Origin of the sequence: Pseudomonas oryzihabitans (assembly GCF_001518815.1) — a bacterium.
GTDB classification, from domain to species: Bacteria; Pseudomonadota; Gammaproteobacteria; order Pseudomonadales; family Pseudomonadaceae; genus Chryseomonas; species Chryseomonas oryzihabitans_E.
On the sequence record NZ_CP013987.1, the window covers coordinates 2,897,980 to 2,921,751 of the forward strand.

At 66.2% G+C, this 23,772-nt stretch carries 19 protein-coding genes; 13 read left to right on the forward strand and 6 right to left on the reverse strand.

The features are described from left to right. Positions 1–29: 29 nt before the first annotated feature. The 3 genes from APT59_RS13255 to APT59_RS13265 form a co-directional block, all read right to left on the reverse strand. Positions 30–1,316, reverse strand: coding sequence for a lysine N(6)-hydroxylase/L-ornithine N(5)-oxygenase family protein (locus APT59_RS13255; RefSeq protein WP_059315282.1), 1,287 nt, complete (start codon positions 1,314–1,316; stop codon positions 30–32). A 146-nt stretch (positions 1,317–1,462) separates the two neighbouring features. Further along, on the reverse strand, positions 1,463–3,136 hold the full coding sequence (locus APT59_RS13260) for a multidrug ABC transporter permease/ATP-binding protein (protein ID WP_059315283.1): 1,674 nt from the start codon (positions 3,134–3,136) through the stop codon (positions 1,463–1,465). Further along, positions 3,133–3,786, reverse strand: a complete 654-nt coding sequence (locus APT59_RS13265) for a sigma-70 family RNA polymerase sigma factor (RefSeq protein ID WP_082696353.1) — start codon at positions 3,784–3,786, stop codon at positions 3,133–3,135. The genes APT59_RS13260 and APT59_RS13265 overlap by 4 nt, the downstream gene beginning before the upstream one ends. A gap of 379 nt (positions 3,787–4,165) precedes the next feature. On the opposite strand from APT59_RS13265, the gene APT59_RS13270 reads away from it, so the two are divergent. From APT59_RS13270 to APT59_RS13295, 6 genes are all read left to right on the forward strand, one after another. Beyond that, on the forward strand, positions 4,166–5,158 hold the full coding sequence (locus APT59_RS13270; RefSeq protein ID WP_059315285.1) for a helix-turn-helix domain-containing protein: 993 nt from the start codon (positions 4,166–4,168) through the stop codon (positions 5,156–5,158). A gap of 55 nt (positions 5,159–5,213) precedes the next feature. Then, positions 5,214–6,140 carry a SphA family protein gene (locus APT59_RS13275; protein ID WP_059315286.1) on the forward strand — a complete coding sequence of 309 codons (927 nt, stop codon included), beginning with the start codon at positions 5,214–5,216 and terminating at the stop codon, positions 6,138–6,140. A 10-nt stretch (positions 6,141–6,150) separates the two neighbouring features. Next, positions 6,151–7,368 (forward strand): MFS transporter, encoded by a 1,218-nt coding sequence (locus APT59_RS13280; protein ID WP_059315287.1) that lies wholly within the window; start codon positions 6,151–6,153, stop codon positions 7,366–7,368. Between the two features lie 20 nt (positions 7,369–7,388). Then, on the forward strand, positions 7,389–8,846 hold the full coding sequence (locus APT59_RS13285; protein WP_059315288.1) for an amidase: 1,458 nt from the start codon (positions 7,389–7,391) through the stop codon (positions 8,844–8,846). A gap of 219 nt (positions 8,847–9,065) precedes the next feature. Then, positions 9,066–11,528 (forward strand): PAS domain S-box protein, encoded by a 2,463-nt coding sequence (locus APT59_RS13290; protein ID WP_082696354.1) that lies wholly within the window; start codon positions 9,066–9,068, stop codon positions 11,526–11,528. A 255-nt stretch (positions 11,529–11,783) separates the two neighbouring features. After that, positions 11,784–12,923: an NAD(P)/FAD-dependent oxidoreductase gene (locus APT59_RS13295; protein ID WP_059316900.1), complete on the forward strand. Its 1,140-nt coding sequence runs from the start codon at positions 11,784–11,786 to the stop codon at positions 12,921–12,923. A gap of 78 nt (positions 12,924–13,001) precedes the next feature. On the opposite strand, the gene APT59_RS13300 is transcribed toward APT59_RS13295, so the two are convergent. Both APT59_RS13300 and APT59_RS13305 read right to left on the reverse strand, forming a co-directional pair. Continuing rightward, positions 13,002–13,916 (reverse strand): membrane dipeptidase, encoded by a 915-nt coding sequence (locus tag APT59_RS13300; protein WP_237140516.1) that lies wholly within the window; start codon positions 13,914–13,916, stop codon positions 13,002–13,004. 203 nt (positions 13,917–14,119) lie between these two features. After that, positions 14,120–14,380, reverse strand: a complete 261-nt coding sequence (locus tag APT59_RS13305; protein ID WP_059315291.1) for a hypothetical protein — start codon at positions 14,378–14,380, stop codon at positions 14,120–14,122. A 261-nt stretch (positions 14,381–14,641) separates the two neighbouring features. Between APT59_RS13305 and cydP the strand changes: the two genes are divergently transcribed. The 7 genes from cydP (at position 14,642) to APT59_RS13335 (ending at position 21,015) form a co-directional block, all read left to right on the forward strand. Continuing rightward, on the forward strand, positions 14,642–14,785 hold the full coding sequence (gene cydP / locus APT59_RS22565; protein WP_017641416.1) for a cytochrome oxidase putative small subunit CydP: 144 nt from the start codon (positions 14,642–14,644) through the stop codon (positions 14,783–14,785). Positions 14,786–14,818: 33 nt separating this feature from the next. Further along, positions 14,819–16,432: a cytochrome ubiquinol oxidase subunit I gene (locus tag APT59_RS13310; protein WP_059315292.1), complete on the forward strand. Its 1,614-nt coding sequence runs from the start codon at positions 14,819–14,821 to the stop codon at positions 16,430–16,432. 10 nt (positions 16,433–16,442) lie between these two features. Then, complete coding sequence (cydB, locus tag APT59_RS13315) at positions 16,443–17,582, forward strand: cytochrome d ubiquinol oxidase subunit II (protein WP_059315293.1); 1,140 nt, start codon at positions 16,443–16,445, stop codon at positions 17,580–17,582. Positions 17,583–17,607: 25 nt separating this feature from the next. Then, a complete protein-coding gene (cydX, locus tag APT59_RS13320) occupies positions 17,608–17,724 on the forward strand; it encodes a cytochrome bd-I oxidase subunit CydX (RefSeq protein ID WP_007158843.1) in 117 nt (38 codons plus the stop codon). Continuing rightward, positions 17,711–18,007 (forward strand): cyd operon YbgE family protein, encoded by a 297-nt coding sequence (locus tag APT59_RS13325; protein WP_059315294.1) that lies wholly within the window; start codon positions 17,711–17,713, stop codon positions 18,005–18,007. The genes cydX and APT59_RS13325 overlap by 14 nt, the downstream gene beginning before the upstream one ends. Before the next feature lie 214 nt (positions 18,008–18,221). Then, positions 18,222–20,183 carry a methyl-accepting chemotaxis protein gene (locus tag APT59_RS13330; protein WP_059315295.1) on the forward strand — a complete coding sequence of 654 codons (1,962 nt, stop codon included), beginning with the start codon at positions 18,222–18,224 and terminating at the stop codon, positions 20,181–20,183. Between the two features lie 181 nt (positions 20,184–20,364). Further along, on the forward strand, positions 20,365–21,015 hold the full coding sequence (locus tag APT59_RS13335; protein ID WP_059315296.1) for a LysE family translocator: 651 nt from the start codon (positions 20,365–20,367) through the stop codon (positions 21,013–21,015). Here the strand turns inward: APT59_RS13335 and APT59_RS13340 are convergent. Further along, positions 20,983–23,556 carry an EAL domain-containing protein gene (locus APT59_RS13340; protein WP_059315297.1) on the reverse strand — a complete coding sequence of 858 codons (2,574 nt, stop codon included), beginning with the start codon at positions 23,554–23,556 and terminating at the stop codon, positions 20,983–20,985. The two genes, APT59_RS13335 and APT59_RS13340, sit on opposite strands and share 33 nt — an antisense overlap. Positions 23,557–23,772 lie beyond the last annotated feature (216 nt).

Sequence of the window (23,772 nt, forward strand, 5' to 3'; positions counted from 1 at the left end):
GCCCCGAGAAGAGAGAGGTGGCTGGTGGTTCAGGCGGAACGCATGGCCATTGGTGTCGCGCTGGACAGGGCCATGGCCTTGACGAGCTCTTCGGAGCGAATCGCCAATACCGACAGCAAGGTGTCGGAGAGACCGTGGCTCACCTCGCAGCCACCTTGCAGGAACACCTGCACGGCGCCGCCCGCGGCCAGCGGCAACCGGTAGTGACGGTCAGGATCGCCGTCCTCGAGGTGCTCGCGAAGGCCGGCCAGCAGATGCTGGTGATAGTCACGGCGATATCCCGTGGCCAGGATCACCACATCGAAGCTCAGGGTCTGGCGCATGCCATCAACTCGCCCTTCCAGTTCCACCTCCACCCCCTGGTCGAGGGGCCGGCAGGCCTCCACGGAGCGCTCGCAAAGCAGACGGTGACGCTCATGGCCACGCAGCTTCTGCAGGTAGAACAACTGGTAGAGGTTCTCGATCAGCTCCAGGTCCACTACCGAATAGTTGGTATTGCGGTACTCGGCGGACAGCCGCTCACGCCGCTCCGGTGACTGCGCATAGATCCGGTCGGTAAAGGACGGGTTGAAGATCTCGTTGACGAAGGGGCTGTCGTCGGATGGCTTGAGCGCCCCGCCCCGCAGGATCAACGACGCCTCGACCTGCGGAAACCGTTGCGTCAGGTCTTGAAAGATTTCGGCGGCGCTCTGGCCACCACCGATCACCGCCACTCGGCGTGGCTGCAGCGGATCGGCCAGCAGCGTCTCGATGCGACCGCGATAGGCCGAGGAATGCAGGACCCGCGGATCGTTCAGCGTGGCGAACGCCGCCGGTAGCTGCGGTGTGCCTCCGATGCCGAGGATCAGGTTGCGGCCCAGGCGGCGTTGCAGCCTGCCCTGCTGGTCACGGGACACCACCTGAACGGCGGCCAGGATACCTTCGCGATACCAGGGCTCCACCGCCACCACCTCCTCGCCATAGTGCACCTGCTCGGCAAAGGCCGCGGCTGCCCAGCCCAGGTAGTCGTTGTATTCCTCGCGGCTGGGAAAGAAGGTCTTGAGGTTGATGAAATCCTCCAGCCGGCCGCGCTCCTTCAGGTAGTTGACGAAGGTGAAGCGGCTGGCGGGATTGCGCAGGGTCGCCAGGTCCTTGAGAAAGGAAATCTGCATCGTGGCGCCGTCGAGGAGCATGCCTTCGTGCCAGCTGAACGCCGGCTTGCGCTCGATGAAGCACCCCTGGGGTTGGCGTCCGCACGCCTGCTCGTCCGCGGCGATGGCCAGTGCCAGGTTGGAGGGCCCGAAGCCGATGCCGATATAGTCGTGGACCTGTTCCATGCGAACCTCTCGTCGATAACCGGGTGGGATCGCCAACCGCCCAAAGCACGATTGACAATCATTCTCACCTCATCGACGAATGGCCTGCTCGCTTGTTCAGGCCTTTTTTGCCAATCGATCCCCGGATCGGTACCCGTTCACAACCGCTAGCCAGGGCGGCCGGCGATCTCGCGCAAGGCATCGCGACTGGCCCGCTCGCGCTGTACGCCCACCAGCTCCACCAGGCGACCGCTCTCCATCTTCAATAGGCGATCAGCCTGATCGAAATAGGCGTCGTCATGGGTGATGGCGAATACCGTCAGCCCCGCGGCCTTCATCTGCGGCAACAACTCCCGGTAGAACAGCTGGCGAAACAGCGGATCCTGGTCAGCGGCCCACTCATCCAGCAGGACGATGCTGCGCCCCTCCAGCATCGCCAGCAGCAGGGCCAGCCGCTTGCGCTGTCCCTGGGACAGGCGGGTGTCCACCAGCCGCCCTTCCGCCACCCGGACCTTCCGCCCCAGGTGCAAGCGCCGGAGCCATGCCTCTACCTCGGTCCCAGCCGCCGTCGCCCCCGCAGGGCCCAGCAGGCGGTCGAACAGGTGGAAATCGGTGAAGACGGAGGCGAACATTTGCCGGTAGGCGGTCCAATCAGCGACTTCCACGCTCTTGCCATCGACTGCCAGCGAACCCTGTTGCGGGCGGTACAGACCGGTCAGCAAGCGCGCCAGGGTCGACTTGCCACTGCCGTTGCCGCCCATGAGGAACACCGTTTCCCCGCGTCTGAGTGTGAGATCCAGCGGGCCCACGTCGAAGCCTTGTTCATCATCCTGGGGCGGATAGCGATACTCGACGCCCCGCAACTCCAGGTGCTCCCAGTCCGTGGCGAAGGGCTGCGTCGGCTCGACGGAGCCGGTCGCGACCGGGGCCAGGGTCAGGGCCTCCACCCGCTCCAGCGCCACCCGTCCGGCCATCAGCGGCGGTAGCGCGGCCACGGCCATCACCAGTGGCGTACGCAGAAAGAGGATGGTCAGGGCATAGGTGGCCGCTACCTCACTGCTGGCCCAGCCCAGCCCGTTGGCCAGGTAGAACGCCAGACCGATGGTACCCAGGACCATGGTGTTGGCCCAGTTGCTGGCCATGGCGTTGTACCGATCCGCCAGGGTGACGTGATCGCGGTAGGCACCGGCGTTGGCCTGGAAATCCTCTTCGAAGAAGCGCTGCGCGCGCGCGCGGTTCAACGCCAGTTCCTTGCGCCCCTCGATCAGCGCCTGGTAGTCCTCATAGAGGCGATTCTCGGCATCGCGCAGTAGGTGCAGGTGACGGTTGAGCCGGGACACGAGCAGCCAGCCCAGGCCCAGGGTCACCGTCATCCAGGCGAGCGTCACGAGAAACAGCGACCAGGACAGCCACGCCAGATAGAGGAAAGCCGCCAGGCTCAACACCGCGCCGTAGAGCAGCCCCGGCAGTTGCACGAAGGCCAGGGTCAGGTTGCGCAGGTCACTGGACAGACTGGCCAGGATGGCGGGCCCGCCGACCGTTTCAAGCCGCTCTATGTCGGTATCCAGCACCCGCTTCACCACCTGCCGCCGCAGATCGTAGACAAAGCTGTGGCCCAAGGCGGTAAGCGCCACCTGGGCACCGGCCGCCAGGATCAGCAACAGCAGGAGCAGCCCGAGAAACTGCAGCAGCGCCTCGGTCAAGGCGGGCTGGGGCGTGACCAGTCGCCAGTTGATGAAGGCGATCACCCCGACGCTGAGCAAGGCACCTCCCAGGCTGAGTAATAGCACCAAGATCGTCGCCAGGGGCCGATAGCGCAGGATGAGGCGAATGAGCGTCATGCACGACCTCGCGTGGGACAGTTGCGGGCAGCACAGCTGCCGGTCAGGGAATTGCGACAGTGCAGGGTGGCGTCCTGCAGAAGAAAATTGACCAGCGCGGGGGAGGCACCGATACGCCGGGCGACGTCCCTTTGGGTCAGGCCCTCGACCCGGCAGAGCGTGATCACGTCCTGGGTGCGCGCCGGCAGCTGGCGCAAGGCGCGCACCACCAGCCCGATTTCTTCCCGGGCCTGAACGACTCGCTCGGCGGAGTGATCGCTGGCCACGCCTTCATCCTGCTCGTCGGGGCTGACGAACCAGCGCTCCTCGAGCTTCTTGCGGCGGAGCTGGTCCACGGCCAGATTCTGGACAACCCGATACAGATAGCGTGACGGCTCCACGACAGCTTGGGAGTCTCGGCGCTCCCAGACCTTGAGAAAGGCCTCCTGCACCACGTCCTCGGCCCGCTTTCGACACCCGAGTAATCGCGTTGCCGTATTGAGGAGTCCGTAATGATGATGATCGAATAGCCGTCCCAGAGCTGAAGCACGATCAGCCGCCCTCTCCTCCGCCGGCTTCACCGGGGAGGCCAAGGCGGCCGACTGCGTGAGCGCGTCGAGAGAGGGCCGGGGCTGGCAGGAGGGCTGAGACGGCGCGAGAGGCGATAGCATTTCTGCATCCGGTAGCAAAGGAATGCTGACTCTAATTGATAAGCATTCTCACAACAACGGACAAACTTAACGTTTCTGGAAAGCGCGCAGCCTGGAGGATCGTGCGATGCGAGAATCCCCCCAGCAGGTCCGTGCCAGGCAGGTTCAGGAGGTATCCGAGCAGCCCGCCTATGGCTGGGGCTGGTCGCCCAGGCGGCAATACCCGCTCGTCACGGGCCACGGCCAGGGAGCGAGTCACGTCATGATCCACCCGACCACAGCGCCCCCTCCCCGCTCCGCACTAGCCAAAATTGGCACCTTTGCCGCTAAACCCTGCCTTGAGGTACGAAACTTGTAGTCCCTCGCCTACCGGCCCTTTGCTACCCAAAAGGTTTCCTAAATGCACCAAGACGGCTCCGTTGCGTTACCGCCGCGCGTCCGGCATCGGTATACCGGTGACATCGACGAGCATGCGCTCTGCGTCGAGGGCTGGCACATGCAATACGATCAGCTGTCGTCGGGTCGTTTTCAGGGCGAGCTCAGCGACCTCTGGCTGGACGACCTCAGCCTGCTGCGGGATCGCTCCAACCAGGCCATGCTCAAGAGCGGCGAGGCCCAGGGGGACACCCTGACCTTCAGCCTGCCCATGCGGGACGCGGGCGCCCTGCACTGCGGCGGCCATACCCTGCACGAGGCCCAGCTGCTGGTGGCGCGTGGCGACAATCTGCCGGAGCTGCGTACTCCGGCCAATCTCGATCTGCTCTGCATCAATCTGCAGGAAGCCGAGATGGCGCGCCTGCTGGCCTGCCAGCACAGCGCGCTCGACGTGCGCGACCTGTCCGGCTGCTATCGCCTCCCTACCGGCTGTGCCCATGGGGAGCTGGCCGCCCTGGCTCATGAACTCTTCGCCCCGGAAGCGGAGATCCAGACCTGGCTGGTTCACCCGCGTGCCCGCGCCGCCCTGCGCGACACCGTGCTGATGCACCTGCTCGATCTGCTCGACACCAGCGAACCCCACGAGCTGGCGCCCAGCGCGCGATTGCGCATGGTGCGGCGGGCGCGGGAATACGCCCTGGCCCATCCTGACCAGCCGCCCAGCATCCTGGAGCTGTGCAATCGCGTCGGCGCCAGCCGCCGCAAGCTGCAGTACTGCTTCCAGGAGACCCTGGGCATCAACCCGGTCGCCTACCTGCGCACCCTGCGCCTCAATGCGGCGCACCGCGCCCTGCGCCGGGGCGAAGGCGAATCGGTGCAGGACGTCGCCGCCCAGTGGGGCTTCTGCCACCTCAGCCGCTTCGCCCGCGACTACCAGGCGCTGTTCGGGCAACTGCCCTCCGCCACCCTCAAGGAAGCAGCCCAGCGCCTGCCGCGCAGAAATGCTGAATCTGGCTAACGGCGGGTAACGGCTTTCCCTCAGGCTCGACTGGCCAATAAGAAGAGGGAACTCCATGAACGTTACCCGTCCGTTTCACGTCCTCGCCGTCGGCCTCGCCGCCCTGGGGATGACCGCAGCAAGCCTTGCCACCGAGAACGGCTCCCCCACCACCGCCTTCGGTGTCTACAACTTCGGCGCCGGCTTTACCCCGCCGCCCACGCCCCATGGCACCCTTGGCCTGCGTGCCAACTACTACCGGGCGACGTCCATCCGCGACAGTCATGGCCGCGACAACGGCAACGACTTTTCCATCGATGTCCTGTCCCTGGGCCTGGCCTACCTGAAGATGACCGATACCCGGGTGCTCGGCGCCCGCTACGGCTTCGGCGGGGTGGCGCCCTTCTTCAAGATGGACGCGGACCTCACCATCAAGGCCAATGGCGTCCCGGTGTTTTCCGACAGCGCCGACCTCTTCCGCCAGGCCGATTTCCAGGTGATTCCACTGATCCTGCAGTGGGAGCCCTCGCGCAACCTGGGGGTGAACTTCTGGTTCCAGGTGCAGGCGCCCACCGGTGACTATGACAAGAATCGGTTGGTCAATCCGGGCACCAACCACTGGACCATCTCGCCGATGCTCAACCTGAGCTACATCACCGATTCGGGCTTCGAGGTGTCGTCCAGCTTCCAGGCCGATTTCAACAGCCGCAACCACGCCACCGACTACCGCAGCGGCACGGAATACCGCCACGAATTCGCCGTGGGTCAGCACTTCGGCCCCTGGACCGCGGGCCTGGGCGGCTACTACTACCGCCAGCTCAGCGACGACGACGCCCCCGGCCTCAGCCGCGGCAATCGTGCCCGGGTACTGGCGCTGGGCCCGGCGCTGAGCTTCTTCAAGCCTGGCCTGCCGCCGGTCTGGGTGCACCTCTACAAGGACATCGACGCCCGCAACCGCGCCGAGGGCTACACCCTCGCCGTGCGGCTCTCCCACAGCTTCTGAGGAATCGCGCATGACACTCACAGCCTCCTCCAGCCCCACGGCCGGCCGGCGCCAGGGCGCCGTGCTCCTGCTCGGCAGTAGCCTGACCATCATGGGTTCGGTGATGGTCGCCCCGATCATTCCCAAGCTGGGCGCCGAATTCGGCCCCATCGAACCCCGCGCCGATCTGCTGATCCCCCTGGCGATGACCGGTCCCGCCCTGGCCATCGCGCTCTTCGCGCCCCTGGCCGGCTGGCTGGCCGACCGCCTGGGTCGCAAGCGCCTGCTGATCCTGGCGACGTTCTGCTACGCCCTGCTCGGCATGCTGCCGGCGCTGCTGCAGTCGCTACCGGCCATTACCCTCACCCGCCTGGTCTTCGGCCTGGCCGAGGCGGCGGTGATGACCTGTTGCGTGACCCTGATCGCCGACTACTGGCAGGGCAGCAAGCGCCTGGCCTACGTCAACGGCCAGGTCATTGCCATCAGCCTGGTGGGCTCGCTGTTCTATGTGGTCGGCGGCGCCCTGGGCGAGCACTCCTGGCGTACGCCCTTCTACCTCTATCTGCTGCCGCTGCTGCTGGTGCCCTTCATGCTGCGACTGCTGTGGGAACCGGTCCGCGCCAAGGTCTCCATCGGCGCCGACGAAGGCCCCCAGCACAGTGCGCCGCTGCCCCTGATCGTCAATTACCTGCTGGTCTTCGCCGGCATGGTGCTCAGCGTGGTGGTGCCCATCCAGAGTCCGCTGCTGCTGGTGCAGCTGGGCATCACCTCCAGCACCCTGATCGGCGCCTCGGCGGGCCTGGGGCTGCTGGCGACCCTGGGCGGGCCGTTGCTGTGGCCGCTGCTGCGTCGCTGGTGGGGCCTGGCTGGCTGCAACGCCGTGCTGCTAGCCAGCATGGGCATTGGCCTCTGGCTGCTGGTGAACGCCCGCAGCTATGAAGCCGTGCTGGTGGCGGTGACGGTGCATGGTCTCGGCGTCGGCATGCTGGTGCCCAACACCATGGCACCGGTGATGGGCGCCCTGAGCGCCCGGGCGCGGGGTCGTGGCATGGGTGGCTACACCGGCTGCCTCTACCTGGGCCAGTTCGCCAGCCCCCTGGTGGTCGCCGTGATCCTGCCCTTTGCCGGCGATCTGCACCTGGCCATCCGCGCCCTGGCCAGCGCCGCCCTGGTCGCCGCACTCGCCTGGGCCGCCGTCGGCCTGCTGCGGCGCAAGGCCGCCCTGCCGACCCCGTCGCGCTCTTCCTGAATTCTGCTCGAGGATCTCCCATGCATAGCCTGCAACCCCTGCTGGACACCCAAGATGGCCACGGCCTGGCAACGCTGTTGCGACAAAAAGAAATCACTGCCAGCGAATTGCTCGAAGCCGTCATCGACCGCCTGGACACCGTGGAGCCCGACCTCAATGCCGTGAGCGAACGGCTATACGACCAGGCCCGTGCAGCCGCCAAGGTACCGCTCGACCTGTCAGCGCCCTTCGCCGGGGTACCGACCCTGGTCAAAGACCTCTTCACCCCGCTGGCCGGTGCCCGCATGACCAATGGCTCCCTGGCCCTGGGCGAAGCCCGACCGGATTTCGACTGCGAACTGGTGACCCGCCTGCGCCAGGCCGGTTGCCTGTTCGTCGGCACCACCACCTCACCGGAATTCGGCACCTCCTACAGCACCGAGTCCCGCCGCTTTGGCGCCACCGCCAATCCCTGGAATCGCGTCCACAGTGCCGGGGGATCGAGTGGCGGCGCGGCAGCCCTGGTCGCCGCGCGGGTGGTGCCCTTCGCCCATGGCAACGACGGCGGTGGCTCGCTGCGGGTGCCGGCGTCCTGCTGCGGGATCTTCGGCCTCAAGCCCAGCCGTGGTCGGATGCCTTCCGGGCCCATGGTCGGTGAAGGCTGGGCCGGTATGGGCACACCCCATGCCATGAGCCTGTCGGTGCGCGACAACGCCTTGCTGCTGGATGCCACCGCCGGTGCCGATCTCGGCGCGCCCTATGCCGCACCGGCCCACGACGTCCCCTTCGCCAGCCTGCTGGAGCGCGATCCGCGCCCCCTGCGCATCGCCCTGGTCGAGCATCTGGCGCCCTGGCCCAGCGGACCCGACGCCCTGGACGCGGTGCGCCACACCGCCCGGCTGTGCGAAAGCCTCGGCCACCACGTCGAGCCCGCGACCCTGCCAGTGGATCTGCCAGGCTTTCTCGACCAGGTCTTCGACATCATCGGCCCCAGCACCCGCCACTACCTGCAGGTCCTTGGCGCCCTGCGCGGCGCCCCGGTCAGCGACGAGGAGCTGGATGCCCGCACGCGGGTGATCCTGCGCGAGCGGGGCGATATCCCGGCCCATCGCTATGCCGCCGCGGTGGAGGGCCTGCATGCCCTGGGCCGGACCCTGGCGCGCTTTCTCACCGACTACGATGTGATCCTCACCCCCACCCTGACCCGCGAACCGCCACGCCTGGGCGAGCTGGACGGCGGGCACGAGGAACGCCCGCTGGCCGAGGCCATCGCCGCCTTCCACAGCTATTCCCCCTTCACCGCTCTGTTCAACGCCAGCGGCCAGCCGGCAATGTCGGTACCCCTGTGGTGGACCGCCAATGGCCTGCCCCTGGGCAGCCATTTCGCCGCTCGCTTTGGCGAGGAAGGTACCCTGCTGGCCCTGGCCGCCCAGCTGGAGCGCGCCCAGCCCTGGGCCGGACGGCGGCCGCCGCTGTGTGGAATCCTGCGACCGGCTTGAGGCTTGGGAGCGGCAGGACAGACGTACAGCGGAGTGCATAAGAAGCGGGCGATGGGCATCACATTGCAGCGATAATCCTATCGCCCGCTTCGCTTGGCGGGTCGTTATACTGGCCGGGCACGGCGCGCGACGGACGCTTCCAGTGCTCGGCCTAAAGGCGCCCGCCTGTCGCTCGCCATTTTCCCTGCTGTCTGGGCGGGGCAACGTACGAGTGGCCCGATGAGCTCCCTGACCTCGACCCCAATTCCTTCGTACGTCCTCGCCGACGACCTTGATCTCGTCGCCGAGATCGCCGCTGTACCCAGGATTCTGGCAGCGATATGCCAGCTGACCGGCATGGGCTTCGCGGCCGTCGCCCGGGTGACCGATGACCGCTGGATCGCCTGCAGCACCCTCGACCACATCAATTTCGGTCTCGCGCCTGGCGGGGAGCTGGTGGTCAAGTCGACGATCTGCGATGAGATCCGCGACCACCGCCAGCTCGTGGTGATCGATGACGTGCAGCAGGATGCGCTTTACCGCGACCACCACACGCCCCGGCAGTATGGTTTCCGCAGCTACATTTCCGTCCCCATCGTGCTGGACGACGGTTCCTTCTTCGGCACCCTGTGCGCCATAGACCCCGAACCCGCCCGACCGAGTCGCCCCGAAGTCCTCACGAGCTTCGAGCTGTTCGCCAGCATGATCGCGCTGGAGATCGCGGCGCAGCGGCGCTTCGTCGCGGCGCGCAACGTGCTGCACAGCGAGGCCTTCTCCCGCAGTCTGCTCAAGGCCAGCCTGGACTGCGTGAAGGTGCTGTCCACCGATGGCCACATCGAATTCGTCAACGCCCAGGGCCTGGAACTCATCCAGCTCCACACCGAGGATCAGGTCCTGGGGCAGGAATATGCCGCGCTATGGCCGGAAGACGAACGTTGGAAGATCCGCAAGGCCGTCGAACAGGCCGGCCAGGGGCAGGCGACCCGGGTCGAGGGCTTCTGCCCGACCTCCCAGGGGGAGCCGCGCTGGTGGGAGGTGTCCTGCTCGCCCTTCGAGGTGGCGGGCACCCGGCACCCCAAGATCGTCTGCATCTCGCGCGACATCAGCAGGCGTGTCCTTGCGGATCAGGCGCTCCAGGCCCGGGCCGAGGCCATCTCCGCCCTCAATGACGACCTGGAACGCCAGGTTTCGGCGCGCACCGCCGAGCGTGATCAGATCTGGAGGTGCTCCAACGATCCCCTCTGCGTGGCGAGCCTCGACGGCTTCTTCCTCAGCCTCAACCCGGCCTGGGTAGTGACCCTGGACTGGACGATCAGCGAACTCAAGGCCCAGCCGCTGATGGCCCTCGTCCACACCGACGACCTGACGGCCACCCGCCAGGCGTTCTGGAAGCTGCAGCAGGGGACGCCGCTGGTCAGCTTCGAGAACCGTTATCGCCATCGCGACGGCTCCTACCGCTGGCTGTCCTGGAATGCCGTGCGCAGCGATGACCTCATCTACGCTACGGTGCGCGACGTGTCCCACCAACGGCAGCAGGCGCTGGACCTGGCGACGGCCGAGGATGCCCTGCGGCAATCGCAGAAGATGGAGGCCATCGGTCAGCTCACCGGTGGGGTGGCCCATGACTTCAACAACCTGCTGACCGTCATCAAGTCGTCCTGCGACCTGCTCAAGCGACCCAACCTGAGCGAGGAGCGACGCGACCGCTACATCGGTGCGATTTCCACCACCATCGACCGGGCGGCGAAGTTGACGGGTCAGTTGCTGGCTTTCGCCCGGCGCCAGGCGCTCACCCCCGAGGTATTTTCGGCAAGCTCGAACGTCCAGGCCCTGAACGACATGCTGGGGACGTTGCTGGGCTCGCGGATCAGCGTCGCGCTCGACCTGCCCGATCATCCCTGCCTGGTCTACGCCGATCCCGGCCAGTTCGATACCGCCCTGGTGAACATGGTGGTCAATGCCCGCGACGCCATGGACGGCGCGGGCCAGCTGACCATAGCCGTCACGACGGTCGAGGCAATTCCGGAGAGCCCCTCACACGCCGCCCTGGCGATTCCAGCGATAGTCATCTCGATCACCGACACCGGCAGCGGCATCGCCCGAGAGCACCTCGCACAGATCTTCGAACCCTTCTTCACCACCAAGCGGGTCGGTCAGGGCACGGGGCTGGGCCTGAGTCAGGTGTTTGGCTTCATCAAGCAATCCGGCGGCGAAATCCGGGTAGCGAGCGAAGTCGGCCGCGGCACCACCTTTCAGCTCTACCTGCCGCGGGCGACCAGTGCGGTGCAGCCCCTGGCGGCGAACGAAACCCTGGCCGTGGCCGATGGACGAGGCACCTCGGTCCTGGTGGTGGAAGACAATCCCGACGTCGGCACCTTCGCGGCAGACTCGTTGCGGGATCTGGGCTATCACCCCGTCCTGGCCCCCAACGCCGAGGCGGCCCTGATCCTGCTCGCGGAAAGGCCAGAGCACTACGACGTGGTCTTTTCGGATGTGGTCATGCCTGGCATGGGCGGCCTCGCCCTCGCCATCGAAATCAGACGGCTGTATCGCAGCCTGCCCATTCTGCTGACCTCCGGCTACAGCCATGTCCTGGCAACCAACGGCGCCCAGGGGTTCGAGCTGATCCACAAGCCCTATTCGGTGGAAGAGCTGTCGCGCCGCCTGCAGAAGATTCTGGAGGACGCCGCGGCTCACCGTTGACCCGCGCAAGGCAGACCTCGCCGCCGCACCCGGTGTCGTCTGCGGCGGATGCGGCATGGCGGGGTTCCTTGCCTTTCCTGTCCGGTCAGCTCCGGCGACCGGGTAGCGACCGGTGGCGCGACGGCGGCCATCCACCCGGCTCGACCGATCGGGTAACATGCGCCGCCGCGGGCCAGTGACCCGCTGTCAGTAGGCGAGGAGTTCAGCGTGTTCGATACCCAGGTCATCATCATCGGTGCCGGCGCCGCAGGTTTGATGTGCGCCCTGAGCGCCGCCGCGCGCGGCCGCCGGGTGCTGGTAATCGACCATGCCAACAAGGCCGGCAAGAAGATCCTCATGTCCGGCGGTGGCCGCTGCAACTTCACCAATCTCTATTGCGAGCCCGCCAACTTCCTCTCGCAGAATGCGCATTTCTGCAAATCGGCGCTGGCCCGCTTCACCCAATGGGACTTCATCGCCCTGGTGGCCAAGCATGGGGTGCCCTATCACGAGAAGAAGCTCGGCCAGCTGTTCTGCGACAACAAGGCCAGCGACATCCTTGCCCTGCTGCTGGACGAGTGCGAACAGGGCGGCGTCGATATCCGCCTCGATACCTCGGTGCAGGAGATCGCCCGCCTCGACCCGGGTGGCTACCAGCTGCAGACCAGCCTGGGCCCGGTGCGCGGCGAGTCCCTGGTGATCGCCACCGGCGGCCTGTCGATCCCGACCCTGGGCGCTACCGGCTTCGGCTATCAGGTCGCCCGCCAGTTCGGCCATCAGCTCCTGCCCACCCGGGCCGGCCTGGTGCCCTTCACCGTCACCGATCCCCAGCTGAAGGAGTTCTGCAGCGCCCTGTCCGGCACGGCGGTGGAAGACTGCCGGATCAGCTGCAACGGCCAGAGCTTCGTCGAGAATCTGCTGTTCACCCATCGCGGCCTCAGCGGTCCGGCGATCCTGCAGATCTCTTCCTACTGGCAACCGGGCGATACGCTCAGCATCGACCTGCTGCCTCATCTCGACCTGGTGCAGTGGCTCGCCGAGCAGCGCCAGGCGCGCCCCAACAGCGAACTCAAGACGCTGCTGGGCGAGCTGTTCACCAAGAAGATGGCCACCCTGCTCGCCGACAGCTGGTTCCAGTCCAGGCCGCTCAAGCAGTACACCCCCGAAGAACTCAAGGCCATCGCCGCGCGGTTGCACGACTGGCGACTGGTCCCGGCGGGCACCGAGGGCTATCGCACCGCCGAGGTCACCCTGGGCGGCGTCGACACCCGCGAGGTCTCGTCCAAGACCCTGGAGTCGCTCAAGTCACCTGGCCTGTACTTCATCGGTGAGGTGCTGGATGTCACCGGCCACCTGGGCGGCTTCAACTTCCAGTGGGCCTGGGCCTCGGGTTACGCGGCGGCGCAATACGTCTAACCCAGGGATCACCACCAAGGTGCTTTGCCTGCGCTGGGCACACCGCCGCGCCGAACGTTCCGCCGTCTATGCAAGGACTCAGGCAGCCGAAGACGGCCAGGTATGACTCGCGATGCGCAGGAAATTACCGCCCAGGATGGCATCGATATCGACGTCGCCGTAACCCCTGCCGGCCAACTGCTGCCTGAGCTCGGGTAGCGCCTCCGGTTGCAGCTGGGTATGGCCGTGAGGCTGTCCATAATGGCGCGCCGGCCACCAGTCTTCCACGTCGACTCCCGCGGGAAGGTCATGGTCGTCAGGACACAACTCGGTATCGAGCCCGATGCCGATATGACGGGTCCCGACCCGTTCCGCCAGGTAGTCGATCTGGCGGATATAGCTGGTCACTGATGCCTCGGGATCACCCAGAAAGATGCCCAGTCCCGTCAGGCCGATCACACCATCCTGTTCGGCACAGGCCTGGATCTGCCGGTCGCTCACCGTCCGGGGATGATCGTGGAGCGCCTTGATGTTGGTATGGGAGAAGACCACCGGTTGCGTCGAGACCGCCATGATTTCGAGGCTGGCACGCTCGCTCGCGTGGGCACAGTCGAGGGTGATGCCGGCTGCATTGCCGGCCGCCACCACCGCTCGGCCCAGCGCCGTCAGGCCGCCACCCTCGCCATGGCAACCGCCAGCGCAGGCGTTGTCGCGGTTATAGGCGAGCAGCATCTGGCGCACCCCAAGAGAGGCGTATAGACCCACCATCGCCGGGTCGTCGAGCAGCATGGTCGAGCCTTCCAGATCGAAGGAAATGGCCAGCTTGCCTTGCTCGCGCGCACGGTGGAGGTCGGCCACCTCGCCGGCGAGACAGAAGTGCGCGTCATGCCGAGCGAGCCAGGCGCGGAAGCCGGCGAGGGTTTGCAGCACCGTCGTGAACGGCGTCATGTCCATGCCGACGTTGATCGACACGTGATGGAAGCCGGCGTCGCGATAGCGACCCAAGGCAGACATGTCCTGCCCCGGCACAAGGGGCAGGCAGGCATGGGCGTCCCAGCGTAGCGGCAGAGGTCGTTCGCGCCTGGGCGCCATCGTCTCCAAGGTCTTCTCCCCTCTCCACGTCTCCGGAGAGGCTCACCATAGCACGCAGACTCAAAGGACGGCCTGGCGACGGAGATCCCGTCGCCAGGTCGGCCCGACTTCGCGTCGGCGACGGCCTAGCCGAGGCTGACGCCCCGCAGCAGCGCCGGATCCACGCTTCGGGCCCGGTAGCGGACCGAGGCCTGACCATAGGCCTTGGGATCGAGCACCTGGTCCCAGCGGCTGGCGGCTACCTGTTGGACCGGTGCGACCTCGGCTTGCGCGACCTTGGGCTGCGGCACGGCCTGGCTGCGTCTTTCGTTGATCTCGGCGGCCATGGCGGTATAGCTGGCGGTGCTGAGCAGGGCGAGTGCGGCCATCTTGTTGAAGACGTTCATGGGGGATTCTCCTGTCTTGAACATGGGGGCTGGCGTCACCGCGCAAAGGCGGTCCGGCGTCAGTCACGGTGCTACCTTGCGCCCTGGCGTCTTAACGCTGTCTTAACCCCTCTGAACCCGACCTGAACGGCTGCGACAACCTGCCCCAGGCGATGGCCACTGGCCAATTGATCTGGATCAGTTTTGCCCAGGGCCAGCAGGCGCATCCTGCATGCAGCCGCCACTCCGCCCTGGAGGGGCGCCACGGCTCGCGAGGTCGCCATGAACGGACGCCTGGTCAAAGAACTCTTGGTCATCCTGCTGATCAAGCTGGCGCTGCTGATGGTGATCAAGAGCCTCTGGTTCAGCGCCCCCACGGTTCCGCCCGACGCCACCCAGGCGGTCAGCGCCCACCTGCTGGACTAGTACCCCTTCCTTTAGCTTGAGGAGATTGCCGGGATGATCTCGGAATCCGTCGTGGACCTGTCACGCCTGCAATTCGGCATGACCGCGCTGTATCACTTCATCTTCGTGCCCCTGACCCTGGGGCTGGTGGTGATCCTGGGAATCATGGAATCGGTCTATGTGATGACCGGCCGCCAGGTCTACAAGGACATGACCAAGTTCTGGGGCAAGCTGTTCGGCATCAACTTCGCCCTGGGCGTCACCACCGGCCTGACCATGGAGTTCCAGTTCGGCACCAACTGGGCCTACTACTCACACTATGTCGGCGACATCTTCGGCGCGCCCCTGGCCATCGAGGGCCTGATGGCCTTCTTCCTCGAATCCACCCTTATCGGGCTGTTCTTCTTTGGCTGGGATCGCCTGTCCAAGGGCCAGCACCTGCTGGTGACCTGGCTGGTGGCGCTGGGCTCGAACCTCTCCGCCCTGTGGATCCTGGTGGCCAACGGCTGGATGCAGAACCCGGTCGGCGCCGAGTTCAACTACGTGACCATGCGCATGGAGCTGGCCGACTTCGGTGCCCTGCTGCTCAACCCCGTGGCCCAGGTGAAGTTCGTCCACACCGTGGCCTCGGGCTACGTCACCGGCGCCATCTTCGTGCTGGCGATCTCCAGCTACTACCTGCTCAAGGGTCGCGACATCGGCTTCGCCCGGCGCTCCTTCGCCGTGGCCGCCGCCTTCGGTACCGCCGCGGTCATCTCGGTGATCGTGCTGGGTGACGAATCCGGCTATCGCGTGGGCGAGGTCCAGAAGGTCAAGCTGGCCGCCATCGAAGCCGAGTGGAACACCGAGGAAGCCCCGGCCTCCTTCACCCTGTTCGGCATCCCCAATCAACAGGAGATGCGCACCGACTACGCGGTGAAGATCCCCTACCTGATGGGTCTGATCGCCACCCGCTCCACCACCGAACAGGTCACCGGCATCAAGGATCTGGTCAGCCAATACGAGGCCCGCGTCCGCAACGGCGCCCAGGCTTACGCCCTGCTGGAGCGACTGCGCGCCGGCGACGATTCCGCCGCCACCCGCGCCGCCTTCGACGCCCACAAGCAGGACCTGGGCTATGGCCTGCTGTTGAAGAAGTACGTCAACGATCCCGCCACGGCCACCCCCGAGCAGGTCCGCCAGGCCGCGCGGGACACCATTCCTGGCGTCGCCAGCCTGTTCTGGACCTTCCGCATCATGGTCGCCAGTGGCGTGCTGATGCTGGCGCTGTTCATCTGCGCCTTCTGGGCCTCGACCCGGCGCAACGAGCTCAAGAAGCCCTGGCTGCTGAAGTGGGCCCTGTTCAGCCTGCCGCTGCCCTGGATCGCCACCCAGACCGGCTGGTGGGTGGCCGAGCACGGCCGCCAGCCCTGGACCATCAGCGAGGTCCTGCCCACCCACCTGTCGGCCTCGACCCTGGCTCCGGCCGATCTGTGGGGCTCCATCGGCGCCCTGGTGACCTTCTACACCCTGCTCCTGATCGTGGAGATGTACCTGATGATCCGCTTCGCCCGCCTCGGCCCGAGCAGCCTGCACACCGGCCGCTACTTCCACGAACGGGCTGCCCAGGTCGGCGACGCCCTGCGCCAGGCCGCCACCGCCAAGCCCGTCGCACCGGCCAACGCCTGAGGAGACTGCCATGTTCGACTACGAAGTGCTCAAGCTCACCTGGTGGGTGCTGATCGGCGTCCTGCTGATCGGCTTTGCCCTCACCGACGGCTTCGACATGGGCGCCATGATCCTGATGCCCCTGATCGGCAAGACCGACAAGGAACGCCGCGCCGCCATCAACAGTATCGCGCCGCACTGGGACGGCAACCAGGTCTGGTTCATCACCGCCGGTGGCGCCCTCTTCGCTGCCTGGCCGATGGTCTATGCCACCGCCTTCTCCGGGCTCTATTGGGCACTGCTGCTGGTGCTCTTCGCCCTGTTCCTGCGTCCGGTGGGCTTCGACTACCGCAGCAAGCTGGACAACACCCGCTGGCGCAACGCCTGGGACTGGGGCCTGTTCACCGGCAGCCTGGTACCGGCCCTGGTGTTTGGCGTGGCCTTCGGCAATCTCTTCCAGGGCGTGCCCTTCCAACTCGACGACACCCTGAGATCCACCTACAGCGGCAGCTTTTTCGCCCTGCTCAACCCCTTCGCCCTGCTCAGCGGCGCGGTCAGCCTGGCCATGCTCTGCGCCCATGGCGGCAGCTGGCTGATGCTGCGTACCCACCACGCCCTGGGCGAGCGCGCCCGACGTGCCACCGGCCTGTGCGCCCTGCTCCACCTCGTCACCTTCGGTCTGGCCGGTGTCTGGCTGGCCTACGGCTTCGACGGCTACGTGCTGGTCAGCCAGGGCGATCCGGGCAGTGCCTTGAATCCGCTGCACAAGGTGGTGACCGCCGGCAATCCGGGCTGGTTGGCCAACTACCATACCCAGCCGCTGACCCTGCTCGCCCCGGTGCTGGCCGCGCTCGGCAGCGTCCTGGCCCTGCTCGGCAGCAGCTGGCGGCAGGCCGGCCTGGCCTTCACCGGTACGTCCCTGGCCATCGTCGGCACCCTCGCCACCGCCGGCTGCGCGCTGCTTCCCTTCGTGCTGCCGTCGAGCCTGGACCCGGCTTCCAGCCTGACCATCTGGGACGCCGTCTCCAGCCATAAGACGCTGGGCATCATGTTCGTCGCCGCGGCCATTTTCGTGCCACTCATCCTGGCCTACACCCTGTGGAGCTACGTGCGCATGTGGGGCAAGGTCGACGACCGCTTCATCGACGCCAACCCCCACGGCCTCTACTGATCACCGATCTCAAGGAGACTCCTTCATGTGGTACTTCACCTGGATCCTCGGTGTCCTGCTCGCCGCGAGCTTCGGCATCATCAACGCCCTCTGGCTGGAAAGCACCCGGGAGCTCGATGTCCATGACGATGCCGAGTGCTGAGGCCCTGCCCCGCGTCCACCCACTAGGACGGACGCTGTCCCTGCTGCTGGCGGCGCCCCTGGCGCTGCTGCTGATGATTCACCCGGGCTTGATGCTCGATGCCAGCGGGCATTACAGCCATCCGCTGCTGATGGGGGTGATGCTGGGTGTCTCCGCCGGCCTGGTCCATGGCGTCGGTTTCGTACCGCGGCTCTGGCTGTGGCGCCTGGTGTTCGGGCCGCTGGTGGGCTGGCCGTTGCTGGGGCTGGGTTACGCGCTGCTCATCAGAGCGCAGCTCGGCTGACGGAGCCTGACAAAAGCGCCCAGACTTCCCGGGCGCTTTTCTGGCTACCCGCGCCCTGCCGGGATCCACTCCTCCCCGCCCGTCGTTCAAGCCTTTAATAAGCTGACCATAAAGCTTCACCTCTAGCTGCCGACATAACCGGAATCGACCCCGCCTTCGCTGGCTCATTGCCTTGCCGCCGGCGCGCCAGCTGACCGCATCAGAGAATTCACCCATGCTCAGGAATGCCCCCCTCAGTACCAAACTCCTGCTGATCCTGCTCCTGCCCCTGGCCGGCTTCCTGGTGATCTCGGGTCTCTACACCGCCGATCGCTACGAAACGCTCAAGAACATGGAGCACACCGTGACCGCCAGTGCCACGGCCGAGCGCGTCAGTGCCTTGGTCACCAGCCTGCAGCGCGAGCGCGGTGCCAGCGGCGTGTTCCTCGGCAGTGGCGGCAAGTCGATGCAGGACAAGCTCAAGACCTTCCGCGAAGACAGCGATAAGGCCCAGAAGGACCTAAGTGCGTTGGCCACCGGTAACGACGCCGCCATCCAGACCGCCATGCGCGCCCTGGACAGCCTGCGTGACCTGCGCAGCAAGGTCGATGGCCTGGCGCTCAACAGCACCCAATCCGGCACGGCCTACACCGACCTGATCAAGGCGCTGATCGGCTACACCCATGCCCTCGAAGCGGGTGTCGATGATCCTGAGATCCTGCGCGCTCTGGGCGCCCTCAATCTCTTCGTCGAGATGAAGGAACGCGCGGGCCGCGAGCGCGTACTGCTGGGCCTGGCCTTCAACCAGAATCGCTTCGATGCCGGCCTGCTGTCGCGCTTCGCCCGCAACCTGGGCGAATTCTCCGCCTACGCCGACGCCTTCCAGCGCAAGGCTACGCCTGAATTCATCCGTCAGCTCGACGACACCTTCAAGCAGCCCAGCGCCATGGAAGTCAGCCGCCTGCAACAGCTGGCCTTCACCGTCCCCCTCGGCGATGCCCTGGGCGTCAAGCCGGAGGACTGGTTCAACCTGGCCACCCAGCGTATCGACCTGATGGGCAAGGTGGAGGCGGACCTGGGTGCCAGTGTCGGCGCCCAGGCCGAACAGGCCCGTGCCAAGGCCAGCCGGGATCTCTGGATCACCCTCGGCCTAGTACTGCTGGTCCTGGTAGCCGTCTCGGCGCTGGCCTGGGTGATCATCCGCAACATCAAGCAGGCGGTCGAGCAGGTCAACGGCACCCTCACCCGCCTGGCCACCCGCGACCTCACCGCCCGCTGCGCCTACCAGGGCAAGGACGAGTTCGGCACCATCACCGGTAATCTCAACCTGATGAGCCAGGAGCTGGGTCAGGTGATCCAGGAGATCGGCGCCGCCACCGTACAGGTCGCCACCGCCGCCGAAGAAGCCTCGGCGGTCGCCATCCAGACCAGCCAGAACGTCGCCCAGCAGCGCCTGGGCACCGATCAGGTCGCCACCGCCATCGCCGAGATGAGCGCCACGGTCAAGGACGTCGCCCGCAGCACCACCGAAGCCGCCGAAGGCTCGCGGCAGGTCGAGGCCAACACTAGCCAGGGTCGTCGTGAATTGCAGGCCACCATCGGCCTGGTGCAGGGCCTGTCGGTACAGGCCGAGCGGACCTCGGAGATCATCGCCGAGCTCAAACAGGAAAGCGACGCCATCTCCTCGGTGCTGGACGTGATCCGCGGCATCGCCGAGCAGACCAACCTACTGGCCCTCAACGCCGCCATCGAGGCCGCGCGCGCCGGCGAAGCCGGTCGTGGCTTCGCCGTGGTGGCCGACGAGGTACGCTCCCTGGCGCAGAAGACCCAGCAATCTACCGGCAGCATCCAGCAGATGATCAGCCATCTGCAGAGCGGCTCCGACCGTGCCACCCAGGCCATGCAGGAGACCCTCAGCCAGGTGCAGACCGGTGCCAGCAACGTGGTCCGCGCCGGCGAGCTGCTCGGCGAGATCGCCGAGGGCGTCACCCTCATCAACGACCGCAACATCCAGGTCGCTTCGGCCGCCGAACAGCAGAGCCAAGTCGCCGAAGAGATCAGCCGCAACGTCAACGACATCAACGATCTGGTGATCCAGGTCAGCGCTGGCGCCGAGCAGACCGCCGTCACCAGTCGAGAACTGGCGCGCCTGGCCGAGCAGCAGCAAGGCCTGGTGGGGCGCTTCCGGGTGGCGTGATCCACGGGCCGGAAACAGTCGCATGCGGCTTGCCATCCGCCTCTGTACGGTTGGAAAGCCGTCACTCTGGATGGCAACGCCGGCGATCGCTCCACTAGACTAGGGAGGGTTGTCACGTCTCAGGACCTGGCAGCGGGAACCGGCCAACCGAGGACCGGCCGCCAGACTATCTGGGAATGCCATGGACGCCTTCGCTCTCTATCTGCTGCTGAGCAGTCTCACCATCGCTAGCCCCGGTCCGGGCGTCCTGCTGACTATCAACAACGCCTTGCTCCTGCAGCTGCGGGGCGCCCTGCCGGGGATCCTCGGCGTGGTACTGGGCATGCTGGTGGTGGCCAGCCTGGCCAGCACCGCGCTCGGCGCCCTGGTCAGCGCCTCGCCCCGGGCGTTGCTGGGCCTGCAGCTGATCGGTGCCCTCTACCTGGGGTGGCTGGGCGTGAGTCGACTGCGCGCCCCTTCGCCCCAGGGCCAGGCCCCCGATCATGCTCAGCGAACAGCCAGCGCGGGAAGACGCCTCCTGCAAGGGCTGCTGGTGTCCATCACCAATCCCAAGCTTATCGTCTTCTTCATGGCGCTCTTTCCGCCCTTCATCCAGACCAGTCGGCCCGTGCTGCCGCAGATGTTGCTGCTGGTGACGACCTTCTGCGTCCTGAGCCTCGTCATTCATTGCAGCTATGCGAGCATCGCGACGGCGCTGAGTACCCGCTTGAGCACAGGCACCAGGCTTGCGCGCCTGAACCAGATCGCTGGCGCGATCTTTCTGTTGTTCGCGATACTGCTGCTGGGCGCGAGCCTGGGCTCACTCCTCAGCGAACATGGCGCGCGGGCCTGAGGGTGACTCGTCCGTCCCTTGCAACTGTCCTCTCCTGAGCGCCGCGAAACGCGCCTGGGACAGCGGCCGCTGCAGGTGAAAGCCCTGGGCCTGATCACACTTGAGATCGGCGATGCGCGCCAGCTGGCCCGCGGTCTCGATGCCCTCCGCCACCACCGTGAGCGAGAGCGCCCGTCCCATGCTGACGATGGCCTCGACGATGGCCGCGTTGCTTTCGCTCACCTCGATGTTGGAGACGAAGCTGCGGTCGATCTTCAGGCAATCGAAGGGATAGGTACGCAGATAGCTCAGCGAGGAATAGCCGGTACCGAAGTCGTCCATCGACAGCCGCACGCCCAGATCCTTGAGTTTCTTCATCAACTCCAGCGCGCCGTCGGCATCATCCAGCAGCACGTTCTCGGTCAGCTCCAGCTCGACCCGCTCGGGTGCTATGCCGGTGCATTCGAGGACCGTGCGGATCCGCGCCACCAGGTCGTCGCGTTGGAACTCCAGCGGCGACAGGTTGATGGACACGATCAAGTCCGGCGCCCAGGCCACCGCCTGGCTGCAGGCTTCCCGCAGGACCCAGTCGCTAAGGCCCAGGATCAGACCGGTCTCCTCCGCCACCCCGATGAACTGCGCCGGTGCCAACCGACCCCGGGTCGGATGGTTCCAGCGCACCAGGGCCTCGGCGCCTAGCAACCGCTGGCTGCTGGCATCGAAGCGCGGCTGGAAATCCAGCTCGAATTCCAGCCGCTGCAAGCCCTGGCGCAACTCGGTTTCCAGCTGGCGCCGCTCCAGGATGCGCTGGTTCATGCTGGGCTCATAGAACCTCAGGGTATTGCGCCCCGCCGCCTTGGCTTCGTACAGGGCGATGTCCGCGTAGCGCAGCAGATCCTCGGCGCTGTGGCCGTCCTGGGGTGCTGTGGCGATGCCGATGCTCGCGCCGATGTTGATGTCATGTTCGTCGATACGGATGGTACGGCCGATGCCGTCCAGGATCCGGCCACAGAGCACGCTGACCTGCTCGGCGCTCTGGCAGCCATTCACGGCGATCACGAATTCGTCGCCCCCGATGCGGGCGACCAGATCATCCTCACGCACACTGGCGCGCAATTCCCGGGAGACCTGGCAGAGCACCTTGTCACCGGCCCCGTGGCCGAGGGAATCGTTGACCGGCTTGAAGCGGTCCAGGTCGAGGGTCAGCAGATGCAGCGGCTGGCTGGCGTTGACGCCCTCGGCGAAGCGCTGCGCCAGGTAGCGGTGCAGCTGGTGTCGGTTGGCCAGTCCGGTGAGGGCGTCGTGCTGGCTGATGTGTTCGATACGCGCCTTGGCCTCGATCTCCTCGGTGACGTCGCACACGGTGCCGCGAAAGCCCGCCAGCAAACCACCGGTAACGATGGCCTGAGCCGAGAGCTGGCAGAATCTCAGCTTGCCCTGGGCGTCATGCATCTCGCACCGCAGGGGCCGACGCACGCGACCGGCCGCCAAGGGGGTCCTGGCCACCTCGTCGACCTGGCTTGGCGAATAGTCGAGCAATTCGTGCAGGGGGCGTCCCAGCCAGTCCTCGCGGCTGAAGCCGGTGACGGCGACGAAACGCTCGGAGAGATAGACCAGCTGCTGCTCGGCGTCGGCCTCCCAGATCCAGTCGGACGAGGCCTCGGAGACCGTCCGAAAGCGTTGCTCACTGTGCCTCAGGGCATCCTCGGCCAAGTCGGTCTGGCGGGCGGCCAGGGCGATCCGGCGGCGCAGGTACCAGACCAGCAGCAAGGCCAGGCCGCACATCAGCGCCAGCAGCGGCAGGAACTGCGCCAGCAGCCGATGGCCCATGCCATGGACGGTCCAGTTGAAGGTCACCGCGATCCCGGGATCGGACCTCACCACCAGCGTTGGCCGCTGTCCGATGGTGGGCACCTCACCCGGCTGTGCGGTCAGCCCGTGCAATTCAAAGGCCTGCCCGAGTTGCGCGAGCTTGTCCGGCGTCAGGATGTCGACGAACACCATGTAGGACAGCCGCTTGAAGTCCTGGTAGGTGGCATCCGGGCGGATGACCGCGACCATGACACTGGCTGGCTTGCCGTCGACCTGGAAATAGCCCTGGGCATAGCCATCCTTGGACGAGCGCTCGCGGGCCAGTGCCAGCAGCCTGGCCTGATCATCACCCAGCCAGGTCTCCAGCTGCATCTTGCTCCGTCCGCCGCCGACCACCGCATAGCGTGTGATGCCGTTGGGCGCCAGGATGAAAGCGCCATTCACGCCATAGTCGCTGTAGAGCGAGGGTCCGACGTTGTCTTCTTCATAGGCCCAGTTCACGTCGACCTTGCTGCTGGTCCGTGCATAGGCCTCCATCCAGAACGAATAGTCAGTCAAGACCCGACCGAGTTTGTCCTGGCGCGTTTCCAGCGCCCGCTGGGCGTCCGCCTCGCTGTGCTCGCGCTGCTGCGCGTCGATGCGCGCGCACAGGTCGAACAGCATCCACCCCGCCAGGGTAAAGATGAGCGTGACAAGCGCGAAGAAACCAAGGGAAGCCTGACGGGCGACACGGTTGAGTTGGGTAGGCAAGGCAGTGACCTGTCGGAGCGGGTTGGTCGAGGGTACCGACGGCTGACGGCCTGGCCGTAATCGTCTGCCTATATATCGGCAACGGCGGCAATGGCTTGAAGCCGTCCCCTGAAGATTCTGCAAAGGGCCGGCTCAGACGGGCTCGTTTTGCACCGTCACTGGGCAACCGCCTTCCCCGTGCGCCGGGACGGCGCAGCCACACCCTTACCGCTTGCT

Coding starts and splice junctions, on each gene's coding strand:
- APT59_RS13255 (WP_059315282.1), bottom strand. CDS start 1,316: ATGGAACAGGTCCACGACTATATCGGCATCGGCTTCGGGCCCTCCAAC.
- APT59_RS13260 (WP_059315283.1), bottom strand. CDS start 3,136: ATGACGCTCATTCGCCTCATCCTGCGCTATCGGCCCCTGGCGACGATC.
- APT59_RS13265 (WP_082696353.1), bottom strand. CDS start 3,786: ATGCTATCGCCTCTCGCGCCGTCTCAGCCCTCCTGCCAGCCCCGGCCC.
- APT59_RS13270 (WP_059315285.1), top strand. CDS start 4,166: ATGCACCAAGACGGCTCCGTTGCGTTACCGCCGCGCGTCCGGCATCGG.
- APT59_RS13275 (WP_059315286.1), top strand. CDS start 5,214: ATGAACGTTACCCGTCCGTTTCACGTCCTCGCCGTCGGCCTCGCCGCC.
- APT59_RS13280 (WP_059315287.1), top strand. CDS start 6,151: ATGACACTCACAGCCTCCTCCAGCCCCACGGCCGGCCGGCGCCAGGGC.
- APT59_RS13285 (WP_059315288.1), top strand. CDS start 7,389: ATGCATAGCCTGCAACCCCTGCTGGACACCCAAGATGGCCACGGCCTG.
- APT59_RS13290 (WP_082696354.1), top strand. CDS start 9,066: ATGAGCTCCCTGACCTCGACCCCAATTCCTTCGTACGTCCTCGCCGAC.
- APT59_RS13295 (WP_059316900.1), top strand. CDS start 11,784: ATGTGCGCCCTGAGCGCCGCCGCGCGCGGCCGCCGGGTGCTGGTAATC.
- APT59_RS13300 (WP_237140516.1), bottom strand. CDS start 13,916: ATGTCTGCCTTGGGTCGCTATCGCGACGCCGGCTTCCATCACGTGTCG.
- APT59_RS13305 (WP_059315291.1), bottom strand. CDS start 14,380: ATGAACGTCTTCAACAAGATGGCCGCACTCGCCCTGCTCAGCACCGCC.
- cydP (WP_017641416.1), top strand. CDS start 14,642: ATGAACGGACGCCTGGTCAAAGAACTCTTGGTCATCCTGCTGATCAAG.
- APT59_RS13310 (WP_059315292.1), top strand. CDS start 14,819: ATGATCTCGGAATCCGTCGTGGACCTGTCACGCCTGCAATTCGGCATG.
- cydB (WP_059315293.1), top strand. CDS start 16,443: ATGTTCGACTACGAAGTGCTCAAGCTCACCTGGTGGGTGCTGATCGGC.
- cydX (WP_007158843.1), top strand. CDS start 17,608: ATGTGGTACTTCACCTGGATCCTCGGTGTCCTGCTCGCCGCGAGCTTC.
- APT59_RS13325 (WP_059315294.1), top strand. CDS start 17,711: ATGCCGAGTGCTGAGGCCCTGCCCCGCGTCCACCCACTAGGACGGACG.
- APT59_RS13330 (WP_059315295.1), top strand. CDS start 18,222: ATGCTCAGGAATGCCCCCCTCAGTACCAAACTCCTGCTGATCCTGCTC.
- APT59_RS13335 (WP_059315296.1), top strand. CDS start 20,365: ATGGACGCCTTCGCTCTCTATCTGCTGCTGAGCAGTCTCACCATCGCT.